At 54.5% G+C, this 13,051-nt stretch carries 15 protein-coding genes; 8 read left to right on the forward strand and 7 right to left on the reverse strand.

From position 1 onward, the window contains the following. Positions 1-32: 32 nt before the first annotated feature. The 3 genes from KTE_RS29150 to KTE_RS29160 all read right to left on the reverse strand — a co-directional run bounded on the left by KTE_RS29150 (position 33) and on the right by KTE_RS29160 (position 3,618). Positions 33-1,592 carry an NAD(P)/FAD-dependent oxidoreductase gene (locus tag KTE_RS29150; protein WP_201387635.1) on the reverse strand — a complete coding sequence of 520 codons (1,560 nt, stop codon included), beginning with the start codon at positions 1,590-1,592 and terminating at the stop codon, positions 33-35. A 337-nt stretch (positions 1,593-1,929) separates the two neighbouring features. After that, a complete protein-coding gene (locus tag KTE_RS29155) occupies positions 1,930-2,916 on the reverse strand; it encodes an NAD(P)-dependent oxidoreductase (protein ID WP_201387637.1) in 987 nt (328 codons plus the stop codon). A gap of 72 nt (positions 2,917-2,988) precedes the next feature. Further along, positions 2,989-3,618: an LUD domain-containing protein gene (locus KTE_RS29160; protein WP_201387639.1), complete on the reverse strand. Its 630-nt coding sequence runs from the start codon at positions 3,616-3,618 to the stop codon at positions 2,989-2,991. A gap of 199 nt (positions 3,619-3,817) precedes the next feature. Between KTE_RS29160 and KTE_RS29165 the strand changes: the two genes are divergently transcribed. The 3 genes from KTE_RS29165 to KTE_RS29175 are packed head-to-tail and all read left to right on the forward strand — an operon-like array spanning position 3,818 to position 5,396. Next, positions 3,818-4,705 (forward strand): sigma-70 family RNA polymerase sigma factor, encoded by an 888-nt coding sequence (locus KTE_RS29165; protein WP_201387641.1) that lies wholly within the window; start codon positions 3,818-3,820, stop codon positions 4,703-4,705. Positions 4,706-4,752: 47 nt separating this feature from the next. Next, on the forward strand, positions 4,753-4,872 hold the full coding sequence (locus tag KTE_RS49855) for an amidase family protein (RefSeq protein ID WP_201387644.1): 120 nt from the start codon (positions 4,753-4,755) through the stop codon (positions 4,870-4,872). Then, positions 4,869-5,396 (forward strand): hypothetical protein, encoded by a 528-nt coding sequence (locus tag KTE_RS29175; RefSeq protein WP_201387646.1) that lies wholly within the window; start codon positions 4,869-4,871, stop codon positions 5,394-5,396. The genes KTE_RS49855 and KTE_RS29175 overlap by 4 nt, the downstream gene beginning before the upstream one ends. Positions 5,397-5,585: 189 nt before the next feature. Here KTE_RS29175 and KTE_RS29180 read toward each other — a convergent pair whose 3' ends face one another. Then, entirely contained in the window at positions 5,586-6,092 is a 507-nt protein-coding gene (locus KTE_RS29180; protein ID WP_201387648.1) for an Lrp/AsnC family transcriptional regulator, read from the reverse strand. A 119-nt stretch (positions 6,093-6,211) separates the two neighbouring features. On the opposite strand from KTE_RS29180, the gene KTE_RS29185 reads away from it, so the two are divergent. After that, positions 6,212-6,874, forward strand: coding sequence for a cysteine hydrolase family protein (locus KTE_RS29185; RefSeq protein WP_201387650.1), 663 nt, complete (start codon positions 6,212-6,214; stop codon positions 6,872-6,874). A 198-nt stretch (positions 6,875-7,072) separates the two neighbouring features. After that, on the forward strand, positions 7,073-7,606 hold the full coding sequence (locus tag KTE_RS29190) for an IS701 family transposase (RefSeq protein ID WP_236600725.1): 534 nt from the start codon (positions 7,073-7,075) through the stop codon (positions 7,604-7,606). 290 nt (positions 7,607-7,896) lie between these two features. Here the strand turns inward: KTE_RS29190 and KTE_RS29195 are convergent, their stop codons facing one another. After that, on the reverse strand, positions 7,897-8,259 hold the full coding sequence (locus KTE_RS29195) for an MTH938/NDUFAF3 family protein (protein ID WP_201372533.1): 363 nt from the start codon (positions 8,257-8,259) through the stop codon (positions 7,897-7,899). Positions 8,260-8,493: 234 nt separating this feature from the next. On the opposite strand from KTE_RS29195, the gene KTE_RS29200 reads away from it, so the two are divergent. Both KTE_RS29200 and KTE_RS29205 read left to right on the forward strand, forming a co-directional pair. Beyond that, positions 8,494-8,778, forward strand: coding sequence for a hypothetical protein (locus tag KTE_RS29200; RefSeq protein ID WP_201387654.1), 285 nt, complete (start codon positions 8,494-8,496; stop codon positions 8,776-8,778). Positions 8,779-8,998: 220 nt separating this feature from the next. Beyond that, positions 8,999-9,835, forward strand: coding sequence for an alpha/beta fold hydrolase (locus KTE_RS29205; RefSeq protein ID WP_201387656.1), 837 nt, complete (start codon positions 8,999-9,001; stop codon positions 9,833-9,835). A 194-nt stretch (positions 9,836-10,029) separates the two neighbouring features. On the opposite strand, the gene KTE_RS29210 is transcribed toward KTE_RS29205, so the two are convergent. After that, positions 10,030-10,929, reverse strand: coding sequence for a M48 family metallopeptidase (locus KTE_RS29210; protein ID WP_201387658.1), 900 nt, complete (start codon positions 10,927-10,929; stop codon positions 10,030-10,032). Positions 10,930-11,168: 239 nt separating this feature from the next. On the opposite strand from KTE_RS29210, the gene KTE_RS29215 reads away from it, so the two are divergent. Then, entirely contained in the window at positions 11,169-11,978 is an 810-nt protein-coding gene (locus KTE_RS29215) for an IS6 family transposase (RefSeq protein WP_201387659.1), read from the forward strand. A gap of 67 nt (positions 11,979-12,045) precedes the next feature. Here KTE_RS29215 and KTE_RS29220 read toward each other — a convergent pair whose 3' ends face one another. Next, positions 12,046-12,939 carry an NAD(P)H-binding protein gene (locus KTE_RS29220; protein ID WP_201391013.1) on the reverse strand — a complete coding sequence of 298 codons (894 nt, stop codon included), beginning with the start codon at positions 12,937-12,939 and terminating at the stop codon, positions 12,046-12,048. Positions 12,940-13,051 lie beyond the last annotated feature (112 nt).

Consider the following 13,051-nt stretch of genomic DNA (forward strand, 5'->3'; position numbering starts at 1 on the left):
CTTCTGAGAATCCCCTTGCAAGGAGTCTCATTTCACACAGGTTGAGACTCTTGAGGCATCGAAACTTCTTTCCCAGGCGCGAACGCTTGCAGATCCTCAAATGACAAGGAGAAGTCAGGAATGATCTCATCGAGGATCGCCTCGAAACGTTGAGGATAGCCCTGGAGAAGCTCTGCCAGTAGTTGCCGCTCCTCTGAAGCTTCTCCCACAGCGAGTAAGGTGGAAAGTATGCGTGCATTAATCACTTCGCGCGGTGAGATCAGCAGTCCATTCATCAAGAAGTTTTTGAGTATGTACGTTTGCCCCTGCTTTCCTTCTTGCAGCAATTGTCGATCATGCACCGGGGCATATCTGAGATACAGGTCGAGATACAATTGGATTAGCCTGACGCCGCGCAATGGCGAAGGACCCATATAGGTGACGCCTGGCACGCTGAGATCAGAGACACTACTGAGCCACCAGGCCGGGGCGATGGCTTCCTGCATACGCTGGAGCACGTGTCGTTCAAATGTGGGTTGGGGACGGCTCTGCTGCTCGTGCAAACAACGCGCCAGAGTCTCTGCTTCAATCGCGGCCACGCTCATGCCTTGTCCGTAGATGGGGTCAAAATTGCACAGGGCGTCTCCCATGACCAGCAGACCAGTGGGCCAATCCTCCATCTGCTCAAAGTGATGGCGAACACACACCGGGATGCGGTAGCCGCGCGGATTGTCCAGCGGCTGAGCGTCTTGCAACAATTTGGGAAGGCATGACCCAATGGCGACGGCGAGTCGTTGCTCAAACGCCGCAGCATCGGTAGGAGGATAATGGCCTCCGATATTGCCGATGATCACGGCGCAGGTGTGGTTCTCAAGGAGCGAGAACGCGACCCCATCGCTCTGAGAGAATGGTTTGAGCGCGTTACTCCACTCGTGATGTGCGTCCGTCGGGAATTGGTAATAGCGGGTGCTATAGCCAATTGCGGAATGGACCTGCTCATTCTCAGGCAGAGTATAGCCCAGTTCCTGGAGCCAGTGGGGGAGTTTGGAGGAACGTCCACTGGCGTCAACGATCAGGTCTGCTGCGATGGTTGTCTGCTCGACAAGTTGTTCACGCTTGCGTACGCAGATCCCTGTGATGCGTCTCCGATCAGATGATGCGACGAGGCTAATCACGTCCTGATGGGTCAGAAAACGCACGCCTGCACACGCCTGCACGCGCTTGCGTATTTCCCACTCCAGCAGGCCCCGACTACACGATGCATCTTTGCCCGTGGGGTTTGGAGTGCTGAGGGCCGTGCGCCCATCCTTGGCAATCAGAAGACTTTTGGACTGCTCCAGAGAGAAGGCTCCGTGCTCAAGCAAACCATCAAGAAAACCAGGAAACAGGCGTTCCAGGATCATCTTGCCACGTGGCAACAACCGATGGAGATGATGTGATTGAGGCGTGCCTGCACGTGGTTGGGGCTCTACGGGCAACGCGTCTCGTTCTACCACCAGCACCTGCTCATAATACTCCGCAAGAACTCGTGTTGCCAGCAAGCCAGCGATGCCTGCACCAATCACTACTGCCTGCCGTTGCTTTTCTCGCGTTCCTGTTGTTTCATCCTGCATACTAGAGGACCTCTCTTGTTCTTCTATTTCTTTTCTGCTATCATTCTGGTTTGATATGGACGACAGCGTACAATCATCACGACCGTTGCTCGCACTGTTCTTCTTTCTAGTGGTCGTACCACCATGCTCTCGCCCAGCTTTACGTTTGTGTTTTGTCGCAAAACACACCATTTGGCCTTCGGAACGACCAGACGAGCTGCAGTCGTTTGTGCTACTCACCACGAACGTGTAGCCCTTGTTTCTCGATTTTTCTCGCGGAGTTTGAGAATCCCCTCAATTGCATTGGGAACGACCGGTTTCTAACCCTCCAACTCCCGGAAACGGTGATTAGGGTAGTTTATGGCCTTTCTTCCGCTTTGCTCATACTCTGTCGCTGGTCGAGTACAAGAAGCGCCTGTTGGATGCCCTGCCGATAGGTCGGGGCAAGCACTGGTTTCCAACCGAGTTCACGCGCCGCCTTCGCGTTGGAGACGCGCATGGAGGTCGCGAAGAAGTCGGTCGCCAGGGGGGCTAGTGGACGCATCATCCAGCTTGGGAGGGAAAAGGGCCTGGGGAGGTGCGCCTGCTGGCACAGAAACGCGAAGAAGTCTTTATTGGGTACCGGTTCGTCATCGACGATGTTATACGCTTCTCCTGCCTTGCCCTGTTCGAGGGCTGCGACCGTGGCGGCTGCCGCATCTTCCAGATAAATCCAGGACGTGATCGCGCGGCCCCCATCAGGCAGAGGAAGGCTTCGGCGGCGCAGGGCCTCCAGGAGAGGGGCGAGAGATGCTGCCCCATAGAAGTATCCATAGCGCAGCGATATCCCCTCGATCCAGCCTGCTTGGGTCGCCTCCCAGATCTGCCGCTCCAATGAGCGGAACCCGGCTACGTGCCGTTCAAGTTGGGAAGAGCTTCCAGCAGGTGCGAACGGACCGTCTTCAGTGATGACCTTTTCGTCCCAGTCCCCATAGCCATAGCCCAGCGTCATCGACTCCGCAACGAACCTGCGTGCTCCTACCTGCCTGGCGGCAGCGAGCAGATTCGTGGTCCCAGCATCGCGCAGCGCGTTGGTGGCATACATATCCTGATGACGCAGAGGTGACTTCTTGAGCGCGGTCAGCGCATGAATGACTGCGTCGGCTTGCATCCCTTTGACCGCTCTGAGCAGGTCGTCGCGATCCATCACATTTGCCTGGATTGGGTGAGCGCCAAGGTGAGAGAGGTGATCCATACTCTCAGGGGAACGGGCCAACCCAAGAACTTCATGTCCTTTTGCGATGAGGGCACGGGTCAAAGGGGTGCCCAGAGCCCCACTCGCTCCAGCAATCAGCACTTTCATCATAGCCTCCTAACTACGAAACTCTTTCAATAAACATGCATACCTTCTGGAATGCCGCTCGCTTTCCCAGATCTCCTAAAAGCCAAGTTGCTGCTTGACCAGGACCATCGTGATACGATCAGACTCGTGCTCTGCATTGATGGTCAGCAGTTTATTGATGGCGCTGGGCTGTCCGTAGACTTGCTGGGCACGTTCATTTTCTAGGGGAAGGCTATATTCGTGGATGCGGCGAAGTCCATCTTCTAGCGTCTGCACGAGCTTTTGCGTGCCAACCACCCAGATCACCGTGCTCGCGCCAAAAACGGCGGCCCCTAACTGGCTGCCAGATGCTGATGCAATGAGCACCTCGCCCTGTTCAGTGATTGCCTGGACACTTCCCACCAGGACATCGGGAGCAGCGACCAGTGTGCGCATCTCGCGGTGCTGTGTCGCCCGATCAAGCGTCGATAACCGAGCGCGCACCGCTTGAAAGCGGTTTGCGTGTTCGATCTGCTCTGCCAGGCCAATCACCTCAAGGGTACGCGAGGGCGAATCATAGACCTGCGCGCCATTGGGGATCAGGTCAAGCACATACGTTCTTGCTTCTTCGCCGGTCTCAAAGACAACCACTCGTATACCGTGCGCTTGTAGTGCCTGGACGGTCTTCTCGATCTGCTTCTCTGATGCCAGTTGCGTGAATTCAGAATGTGATAGATTAGTAGCCATTGAGATTGTTTTCACTTTCTTGTCTTTTCTATAGTGTCACATCCGTAGGGTTTCCTTTGTCATAAGAATGACAAAACAAAACGAGGAAATGTGACCGATGCGAGAGGCCCACAACTGGCTGCATCTCTTCCGTTCCGATTGCATCGGCCAGATTCCCTTCGTTATACCTATGACAAACCGAAACGAGGAAATGTGACCAATGATAGAGACACACAACTGGCTGGCTGCGCAATTTGAGGCGGAGCGTCCTCGCCTGCAAGCGATGGCCTACCGCATGCTTGGCTCCCTCGCCGAGGCGGAGGATGCCGTCCAGGAGACCTGGCTACATCTCTTCCGTGCCGATACAAGTACCGTCTCGAACCTGGGCGGGTGGCTGACGACGGTGGTGGCGCGCGTCTGCCTCAACATGCTGCATGCGCGCAAGTCGCGGCGCGAGGAGTCTCTGGAAGCGTCTGTGTCTATGCCTATCACCAGCCGCGAGGGCGGAATTGATCCTGAGGAAGAAGCTGAGCTTGCCGATGCGGTGGGTCTGGCGCTGCTGGTAGTCCTGGACACGCTTGCTCCCGCTGAGCGCCTCGCCTTCGTCCTGCACGACATCTTCGCCGTGCCCTTTGATGAGATTGCTCCTATTGTGGAACGTTCGCCGGTGACGACCAGGCAGCTTGCCAGCCGTGCCCGTCGCCGCGTGCGAGGGTCGGCACTGGTGAAAGGCGCTGATCTAGCCTCCCAACGAGAAGTCGTTAATGCCTTCCTCGCCGCCTCGCGCGAAGGTTCCTTCGACGCACTCCTGGCAGTGCTCGACCCAGATATTGTGTTCCGAGCCGACCACGTAGCCGTCTCCCGAGGCGCGGTAAGGGAGGTTTGTGGCGCACAGGACGTCGCCAGGGGAGCCAGGCAACTCCTGGAACGCATCCCGTTCGCGCAACCGGTGCTCGTGGACGGAGCAGTGGGAATCGTTCTTGCCCCGCGTGGGCGGCTCCTGCTCCTCCTGCGTCTCACCATCAGGGATGGCAAGATCGTCGCCGTCGATGCGGTCGTCGATCCTGCACACCTGCACCAGTTGCGCCTTGCGGTCCTGCCCGACTGACGAGTCACAGGTGGCTGCCAGCAGTCATCTGTTCATTCATGTGAGGTGTGGAAGCGAGACAAAGAGGATCGAGTAGTGGATCTGCGGCAGCCGTCGCGGCAGGCTTCTGCTCGTTGGCGTTGGGTACACAGGCCGGTGGCTCCGTCATTCGTCCGGCAGCTTTTTGACGAAAACTCCGGTGCTGGCTGTCCCAAACGGTCCCTATCTTACTCAGGCGTCGCCAGAGGCGCTGATGCGCTTCGAGCAGCATCTGTTGCGACTTGAAAAAGCTGGGTATACGATCAAGCGCGTGGCGGCCCTCCAAGATATTCAGGCTATTCACATGAAGCACCGGCATATAACCAGTGCGGAAATGGCACAGATACATGCGAGTTGGTTCGCAGCCTATGAGTCGCTCTATCGCCCACGCACAGCAGAGAAAATTCGTGCTGGACGATCAGTGAGCACAGAGCAAATAGTACAGGCTCGTGCCGAACGTGATACCCTTCGAGCCGAGCTAGAGACGTTCATGAGGCAAGAAGGGATTGATCTCTGGGTATGTCCAGCGGCCATTGGGCCTGCTCCAGAAGGTATTACGAGAACCGGCGATACAGCGATGAATGTGCCCTGGTCATATATGGGTATGCCTGTGTTGTCACTGCCGGCAGGGAGAGCAATGAAGCGATCCCTTGTGAGGAAACCAGACGTCTGAGAAAGCGCGAGAACTTTTTCAAATAATGCGCGAACATCAGCCTCGGTTTCAACAGGCATAAGGAGTTTTCCGCCATTGGACTGTAGGGGTATACCTTACCTCGTTCCATCCTTAGAAACTTTTCTTTGACTGTATCGTATCTAGTCCTACAGTTGTAGATGAAAGAGTAGTCTCTCCGGAGAAGCCTGATCAGCGTTCCCGGTTCGTATGAGCAAGAGGATCGTGCTCTCTTCTTAACGCCTCTTGCTTGATCGATTCTCCAGAGAGTGGCGTGGATAGGACAATGGATGTGGTGACAGGTCCAGCACTCATGAGTTGATTGAGGACCTGTTCCAAATGGGTGATCGATGTGACGACCAACTTCAAGAGAAAGCTCTCATTTCCCGTGACACGGTGACATTCCAACAGTTCCGGGAGTTCCGCCATAAGGGCACGCAGGCCAGCCTCCGTCTGGGGAGTCGTGGTAATGCGGACAAAGGCCATCATGGGCAAACCAACCTTTGCTGCATCGACGCGCGCTCCATAGCCAGTAATCACCCCAGCATCTTCCAGTTTGCGCACCCGTTCAGCGATCGCTGGGGTAGAAAGTCCCACCCGGCGGCCTAGTTCAGGAAAAGAAAGCCGGGCATCTTTTTGCAGTTCCCGCAGAATGCTCCACCCCGTATCATCCAGGAGGCGATCATCTTTGAAAGTCATTACACCATTTCCTTTCGACTTTGAAAGAAGTATAGCATATCTCTTTGGTAAATGCATGTACTCAACGCTGCTTTCCTGTTATACTCTGCACAGACAAGCAGACCTTTCAAGGAGATCCCATGACCAAAACCTTTTCGGAACAAGAAGTTCTCACCTTTGCGCGTCTTGCCTATCAAGAAGGGAACGCCGCCTTTGGAGTGGAACGAGACCACTGTGCATTGCTCGTGATCGATATGCAGGAGGAGTTTGTCAAACCACACTTCACGCCCTTCTGGGTTCCAGAAGCAACGCGACAGGTTCCGCGCATCAAGCGACTGATTGAGATGTGCCGCACAGTCAGTATTCCGGTCATTTATACGGCCTTTGCCAGGACCCATCATTACCTGGATCGTCCCCTCGCTGGGCCGCTCATGCCCAATCGCTATGCCGAAGAGGATGCAGCCTGGTTTCGCGATGGCGTCATCTGGCACGAACTGGCTCCCTTAGAAGACGAGATCGTGCTCAGCAAGCCGTCGTATGGCGCTTTTTATGATACACCCCTGGAGACTATCCTCAAGAACCTCCACAAGGACACGGTAATTATCTGTGGCACGCTCACCAATTTCTGTTGTGGGACCACTGCTCGGCAAGCGTATGAGCGTGGTTTCAAGGTCATCATCGGCAGCGATATCACCGCCACCGATGATCCTGCGATGCAGGAGCCCGAATTACAGGTGCTCAGAAAAGGCTTTGCAAAAGTCCTCTCTCTTGATGAGATTCTCGCCCAGCTTTCCCAGCCTTGAAGTGTATGTCCACCATGATTTCTGTCTCGGTAGGAGATGCCTTCATGCCTCTTCATGCTCCTTCAGCCCGTGCCTCTGCCTTACCTGAAGAGATTTGGGCCACTGCATTCAATGAACTGGGGCAGCAAGATCAGACATGCTTTTGCGCGGCCAGAATCGCATCAGCGGGCGATTGTCTATGTACAGGGATTGATGGGGATGATGGAACGTAAAAATGGATGGCAAGTAGCGGAAGCGGTGGGAGAAGCCACTCCCTATGCTATCCAGCATCTTTTGGATCGAGCAAAGTGGGATTGCGATGGGGTTCGAGATGCGTTGTGTGCCCATGTCTCGGAGAAACTTTCGACGCCTAAAGCAGTCGTGGTCATCGACGAGACGGGCTTTCTCAAAAAGAGGAGCAAATCGGTCGGAGTGCAACGGCAGTACAGTGGCACGGCGGGACGGATCGAGAGTTGTCAGATCGGCGTGTTTCTTTCCTACACGAGCGCACGTGGACATGCCTTATTGGACCGGGAATTGTATGTGCCGAAAAACTGGGCAGATGATCAGAAACGCCGTCAAGAAGCTCATGTGCCAGATTCAGTGACGTTTGCGACCGAACCGGAGCTAGCGCAACGCATGCTCGAACGAACCCTGGATTCAGGTCTTCCCGTCGCCTGGGTCACAGGCGATACCGTCTATGGCAGCGCCCGGTCCCTGCGGATGGCTCTAGAGGAGCGCCGACAGGCATAGGCCTTGGCGGTAACCTGCAAAGAGCAGGTGGAAGTGCAAGGCGTTCGCCAACGAGTGGATCAGCTCGTCCAGGCTCTCGCGAGAGGAGATTGGCAGGTATTGAGTGCAGGCGCAGGCAGCAAAGGCCCACGCCTCTTCGTATGGGCACATATCGAACTGGCAGCACCATTACAAGCGTCAATACACCCTCGCTCGTCATCTACAACTGTAGGACTAGGCCGACAACGAGTCGAACGTTGCCTACGGGAGCTTCCTTACACACAGCTATTATTGAAAAAAGCGCTTTGTACTTAACAGGTGACATGGAACAGACCGATGACTGTGCCGGTGGCCTCATTCCAGGTTTGGATTGCCTGGGGTGTGGGCAACAAATCCACCTGGCATTGTTTTTGCTGGAAATACTCAGTTGCCTCATCAGAAAGTCTGACATTGCCAAACTGTCCCGTGCCAATGATGAGCCGTTTCGTCCCTTTTTCATAGATGTATTTCGCCTCGTCTTGAGAAAGTATGTGCGATGTCCCATAGAGGGCCTTAGATAATTTTTTCTTCCGCTTTTTTACCTGGCCACTCTGCCTGATCATCACATCGTGCGCGAAGACGGTTCCTTCGATGGTAATTGAGCCAAAGATAGTCTGATCAATGCTGGGTTTCATCTTGTTACTCCTCCACATCTATGTGGCATGCCAATGTAGGCTCGTTCAAGAAAAAGTGCTCTGTGGACAAAAAGCTTTGGCTATAGTATATATCACTAAGCAAAGGCGTGGCTGAGAGGCAGAGCCGCCTACCTATTCTCTCGCTCATCTGTAATTGACCCGATTGGGAAGAATACCTGAAGTGAAGGGGGAAGGAAGAGCATCTCTGCTCAGGACGAAGGCACTTTACAGTGGGTGGCCTTATTGCATGCCTGGTACGCGTATTATCAGCACAGCCAGATCCTGGTGTCATTGCTCGCCCGGGATTTCAAGGCAGGCTCGACCAGCGAAGACGAAAATGGGACTTTGTCAGGCCCCTACACTGCCTTGCCAGATGACCTGGCAGCTGGACAAGGCCCTTTCCTACCGGGTTGGCACCCAATTGATGAAAGTGCCCTGCACCTGATCAAAGGCGAGCCTGATGCGCTAAACCACGTAGTCTACTGGTCCGTTGCGCTGCCTGAGTCAGATTATAGCTAGGATTTACACGCTCTAGAAAAGCAAAATAGCCCTTATCGCTCTTGTTGTAAGGGCTATTTTGTATATCATGCAAGCTAGCTCTTCGTAGAGGAGTGCAAACAATAATGAAATGCGTGCGGCAAACCGGCAATATATACTGAGAGGGGCTTCGCTTGAAGAGAAGCTAACTTCAGCCGCAAGATATTCGTCGTCAGCAACAAGAAAAAGGAAGTGTTCGCTTATGGAATGCATCGTTCGAGGTGTTCCTCTCTTTTATGAAGTCTATGGAACAGGTACTCCTATCATTTTGCTTCACGGATTCTCTTGTGATCATCGACAGATGAAGGGCTGCCTGGAACCGCTTTTTTCCCAGCTGCAAGGATGGCAACGTCTCTATCTGGATCTACCTGGTATGGGGCAAACGCCCGGCAAGGAGTCTCTCAAGAGTACGGATGACATGCTCGATGTTGTCGTCAATTTTATCGACGCTGTCATTCCTGGGCAACCGTTTCTTCTCGTGGGCGAATCCTATGGGGGATATCTGAGCCAGGGAGTAGTCCACCACAAGTTTGAGCAGGTTGCAGGGATGGCGCTCATTTGCTCTGGCGTTATTATGGAACGATCCCGACGCGATCTTCCACCGCGCACGGTGATGGTTGAAGACCCAGTTCTTTTGGCTCAGCTCGATCCTGCCGATGCAGAAGAATTTACTTCGATGGCTGTGGTGCAGGATCAATATCATTGGGAACGTTTTCGAGATGAGATTCTCAAGGGGGCGAAAATTGCCGATGAAGCGTTCCTTCAGGAAATCAGTCAGCGGTATAGTTGCTCATTTGATGTTGGGAAGCTTCCACGCCCTTTTCCTAGACCAGTCGTGCTTCTTACAGGGAGGCAAGATCATGTTGCAGGGTACCGCGATGCCTGGCGCATTCTGGAAAACTATCCCCACGCAACATTCGCGGTCTTGGACCGCGCCGGTCATAATTTACCAATTGAGCAGCCTCAGCTCTTCAATGCCTTGATAGGCGAGTGGCTGGATCGAGTGCGCGAAACCATGCAATCGTATTCTTTCTCCTAATGGTGGGTTACATCCACCAGGACCGTGAACGTAAGTGCGTTGCGAATTACTGAAAAGCTTGGCCGCTTCCTACTAAAAGATTGGCCATGAGCAGTTCTCACCGGGAAATGGGAAACAAGGCCACGCACGCCTTGCTTCCAGAAGCGTATCAGAGCTTTTGTGTGGCCTTGTGTGTCAATGATGGAAGGCTCTGGTTATTGGGAACTGCTAGTTTCTTCTGATGCCTGACTCAATTGCTTTAACCGTTGTAATCGTTCGTTCTCCTGGGCTACCAACCAGATATCCTGACTCAGCAACGTATAGGCCCGGGCGAAGTACGCTCGGCTCTCTGCTGCCCGGCCTAAGATGAGCAGACATTCCGCGATCTCCTCAGAGACATATCCATCCTGTTCCTCTTCGCTCTTTTCCCATTCGGCAAGCAGTTCCTGTTGCAAAGCAAGTGCTTCTGCTGTGCGTTGCAAGGAACGCAGCGCTCGGCCCACACACCACCGGGCAATCCGTCTCTTGCGTGCCGTCCCATGCTCCCGCTGCCAGGCCAGAGCCTGCTGAAAGAATTCCAGAGCGCGTTGATATGCTCCCTGGTCGTGATAGGCCCACCCCAGGTTGTTATACAAGGAACCGCACCACCCACGTGCTTGCTCGTCGGACGAGGCGAGAGCAGAATGGAGGGCGGCCTGGTTCCAGGTGGTTTTATCCTCGAAGGAACTAGCCACGATGGCCAGCATGTGGGCGGCATCCACTGCAAAAAAAGTGGCTTGTTTGTGGACTCGGGCAAGTTCCCAGGCTTGCTGAAACCAGATCTGCGCCTCGCCGGGGTAACCTGAAGAGTTGAAGACTCGCCCTCGCTCCAGAAGATAGCGAATGGTTGGCACCACCAGTTCTGGATGCAACTGATCCTTCACGCAGTCCAGGGTAGTGTGTGCCTCTGTAAATTTTCTCTGAAGTCCTTGCGTGCGTGCAACTTGCGTGAGCAGTTGCAGATGATAGGAGCGGTCGCGGGTGTGCTCTGCTTGGGCAAGCAACTGGCGAAACGTTGCCTCTGTCTGGTCGGGATGCTGGTAGTCCCACAAGGCATCAAAATCGTATGGGGGCATGCTTTTTTCTCGCTTTCCAGTAGATATGCTGAGTTTTCCAAATAACCAGATAACTTCTGAAGAAAACCGAACTACTCAACTCTTCCTCCTCCTCGGGGCAGAAATGGAAAGAAAGCATCTCTGGATGGAGATGTTGCGTTGCTCTCCGGTTCTGCCAGAACTCAAACCAGATTTTGGCACAGAGCTCATATTTCTGGTATGCTGATCTTACCATTCTGACAGAACGAGGAACGTGACTCATGAACTGCCCCCACTGCGCCGCAACGAGCACCAGGGAACGAACAAAGAAAACGAAACTTGGTTATGCAACGTTCTTCTGTCCAAACTGTCAGCACATTTTCAACGAACGAACTGGCACGCCTTTTAACTCTCTTGAATTTCCTACCGACGTTGTCCTGCTTGCGGTCTTGTGGCGGCTACGCTACAAACTGAGCCTGTGTGACGTGGCTGAAATGTTTTTGGCGCGAGGTTTTACATTCACACATGAAACGGTCAGAGAGTGGGAAGCACGATTTGCTCCTCTCATTACCAAACAACTGCGGGCAAAACGCCGGGGACAAGCAGGAACCTCCTGGTATGTAGATGAGACCTACTTGAAAGCGCATGGCAAATGGTGTTATGTGTATCGGGCAATTGGTCACGATGGCAATTTGGTGGATTCCATGTTGAGCGAGAAACGGAATATGGCGGCAGCCAAACGGTTTTTCCAGCAAGCAGTTGCAGTGGTTGGCTTTGTCCCTGATCAAGTGACGACTGATGGTCACACGTCCTACCCGCGAGCCATCCACGAGACGATGGGTCATGATGTGTTGCATCGGACCAATAAGTATCTTCATAACCGTCTGGAGCAAGATCACCGTGGTATCAAACAACGGTATTATCCTATGCGCGGCTTTGGAACCGTTGAAGCGGCGGCACGCTTTTGTTGTGCTTTCGATGAGTTGCGCAACTATCTTCGTCCTCGCCGCACTACCGGAGAGGTGGTCTCTCTCCTGAAACAACGACAGGTTTTCCTCCAGCGTCTGGGAGCCCTCCAGACGCTGCTATAAGCAACCTCATAAGCCAGTGATGCAGTGATAAACAATTCTCATGAGTCCGGTACGCTTTTCTGTGATCTCAGATCTGACAGAACCGGACGGCTGGCTTAAGCACTTCCTCGCACCATTGGCGGAAGCTCGTAGGAGTGGTGGACTCGGGGGTGCGCGGCTCGGCGGTGGCGAGTCCCTGATCGTAGGCCGCCATCATATCGACCAGGGCTTGCGCCATAGCCTCGGACCTCCCATATCTGGTCAGCGTGGCCTTCAGGGCTTCACCAGGGATCTGCTGGAAGCGCACTGGCCTGCCCAATACCTCGGACATGATCTGCGCCATGTCGTTGTAGGAGAGGTCCTCAGGGCCGAGCACCGGGACACTTGCGACTCCGCTCCAGGTGTGATCGAGCAGCAGCCTGGCGGCAACGCTGGCGATGTCTCGGGTAGCACAGGTTGGCTGTTTGAGGTCCCCGGATATCATGTCGAAGAACATGCCCTGGTTCTTGATCGACTCGACTTGACGGAGCAGGTTATCCATGAAAGGAGGCATTGCCAGCGCACGGTAACTGACCCCCGTGCTTGCGATCAGGTCGTCCATAGCCAGCGATGCGGTGACATTGCCAGCTTTCCCGGACACTGCTGCCCCACGACCGAAGGCCGAGACGCCGACCACCCGCTTGATACCCTGGCTCTTGAAGGCGTCACACGCCGGTCGGCTGAAGCCCACATAGGCGGCCTCGACGCTCTCGGCGTGGGGGTCCGGGGGCACAAGCCAGAACACGCTGTCTGCGCCTGCGAACGCCCTGCTGACGACATCGAGGTCGCCGTGCGATCCCTGCACGACTTCGACGCGCTCGCGCTCGCGCGGGGACAGACGGGAGGGATCGCGCACGATCACGCGGATCGGCTCGTCGCTATTGAGCAGGTTGTGAAGAACTTGATGGCCGATCAGGCCAGTGGGAGTTGTAATGACGATCATGAAAACCACCTCCAGGAGAGAGATCGTGTGATGACTATTGCTTGCATTGAGATAGTCCTTCCTCCATCTTTGTGTGCTCTCGCTGCGGCGAACACGCCCTGCCGGAACAGGT

Source organism: Ktedonobacter sp. SOSP1-85, from assembly GCF_016587415.1.
Lineage (GTDB): Bacteria > Chloroflexota > Ktedonobacteria > Ktedonobacterales > Ktedonobacteraceae > Ktedonobacter.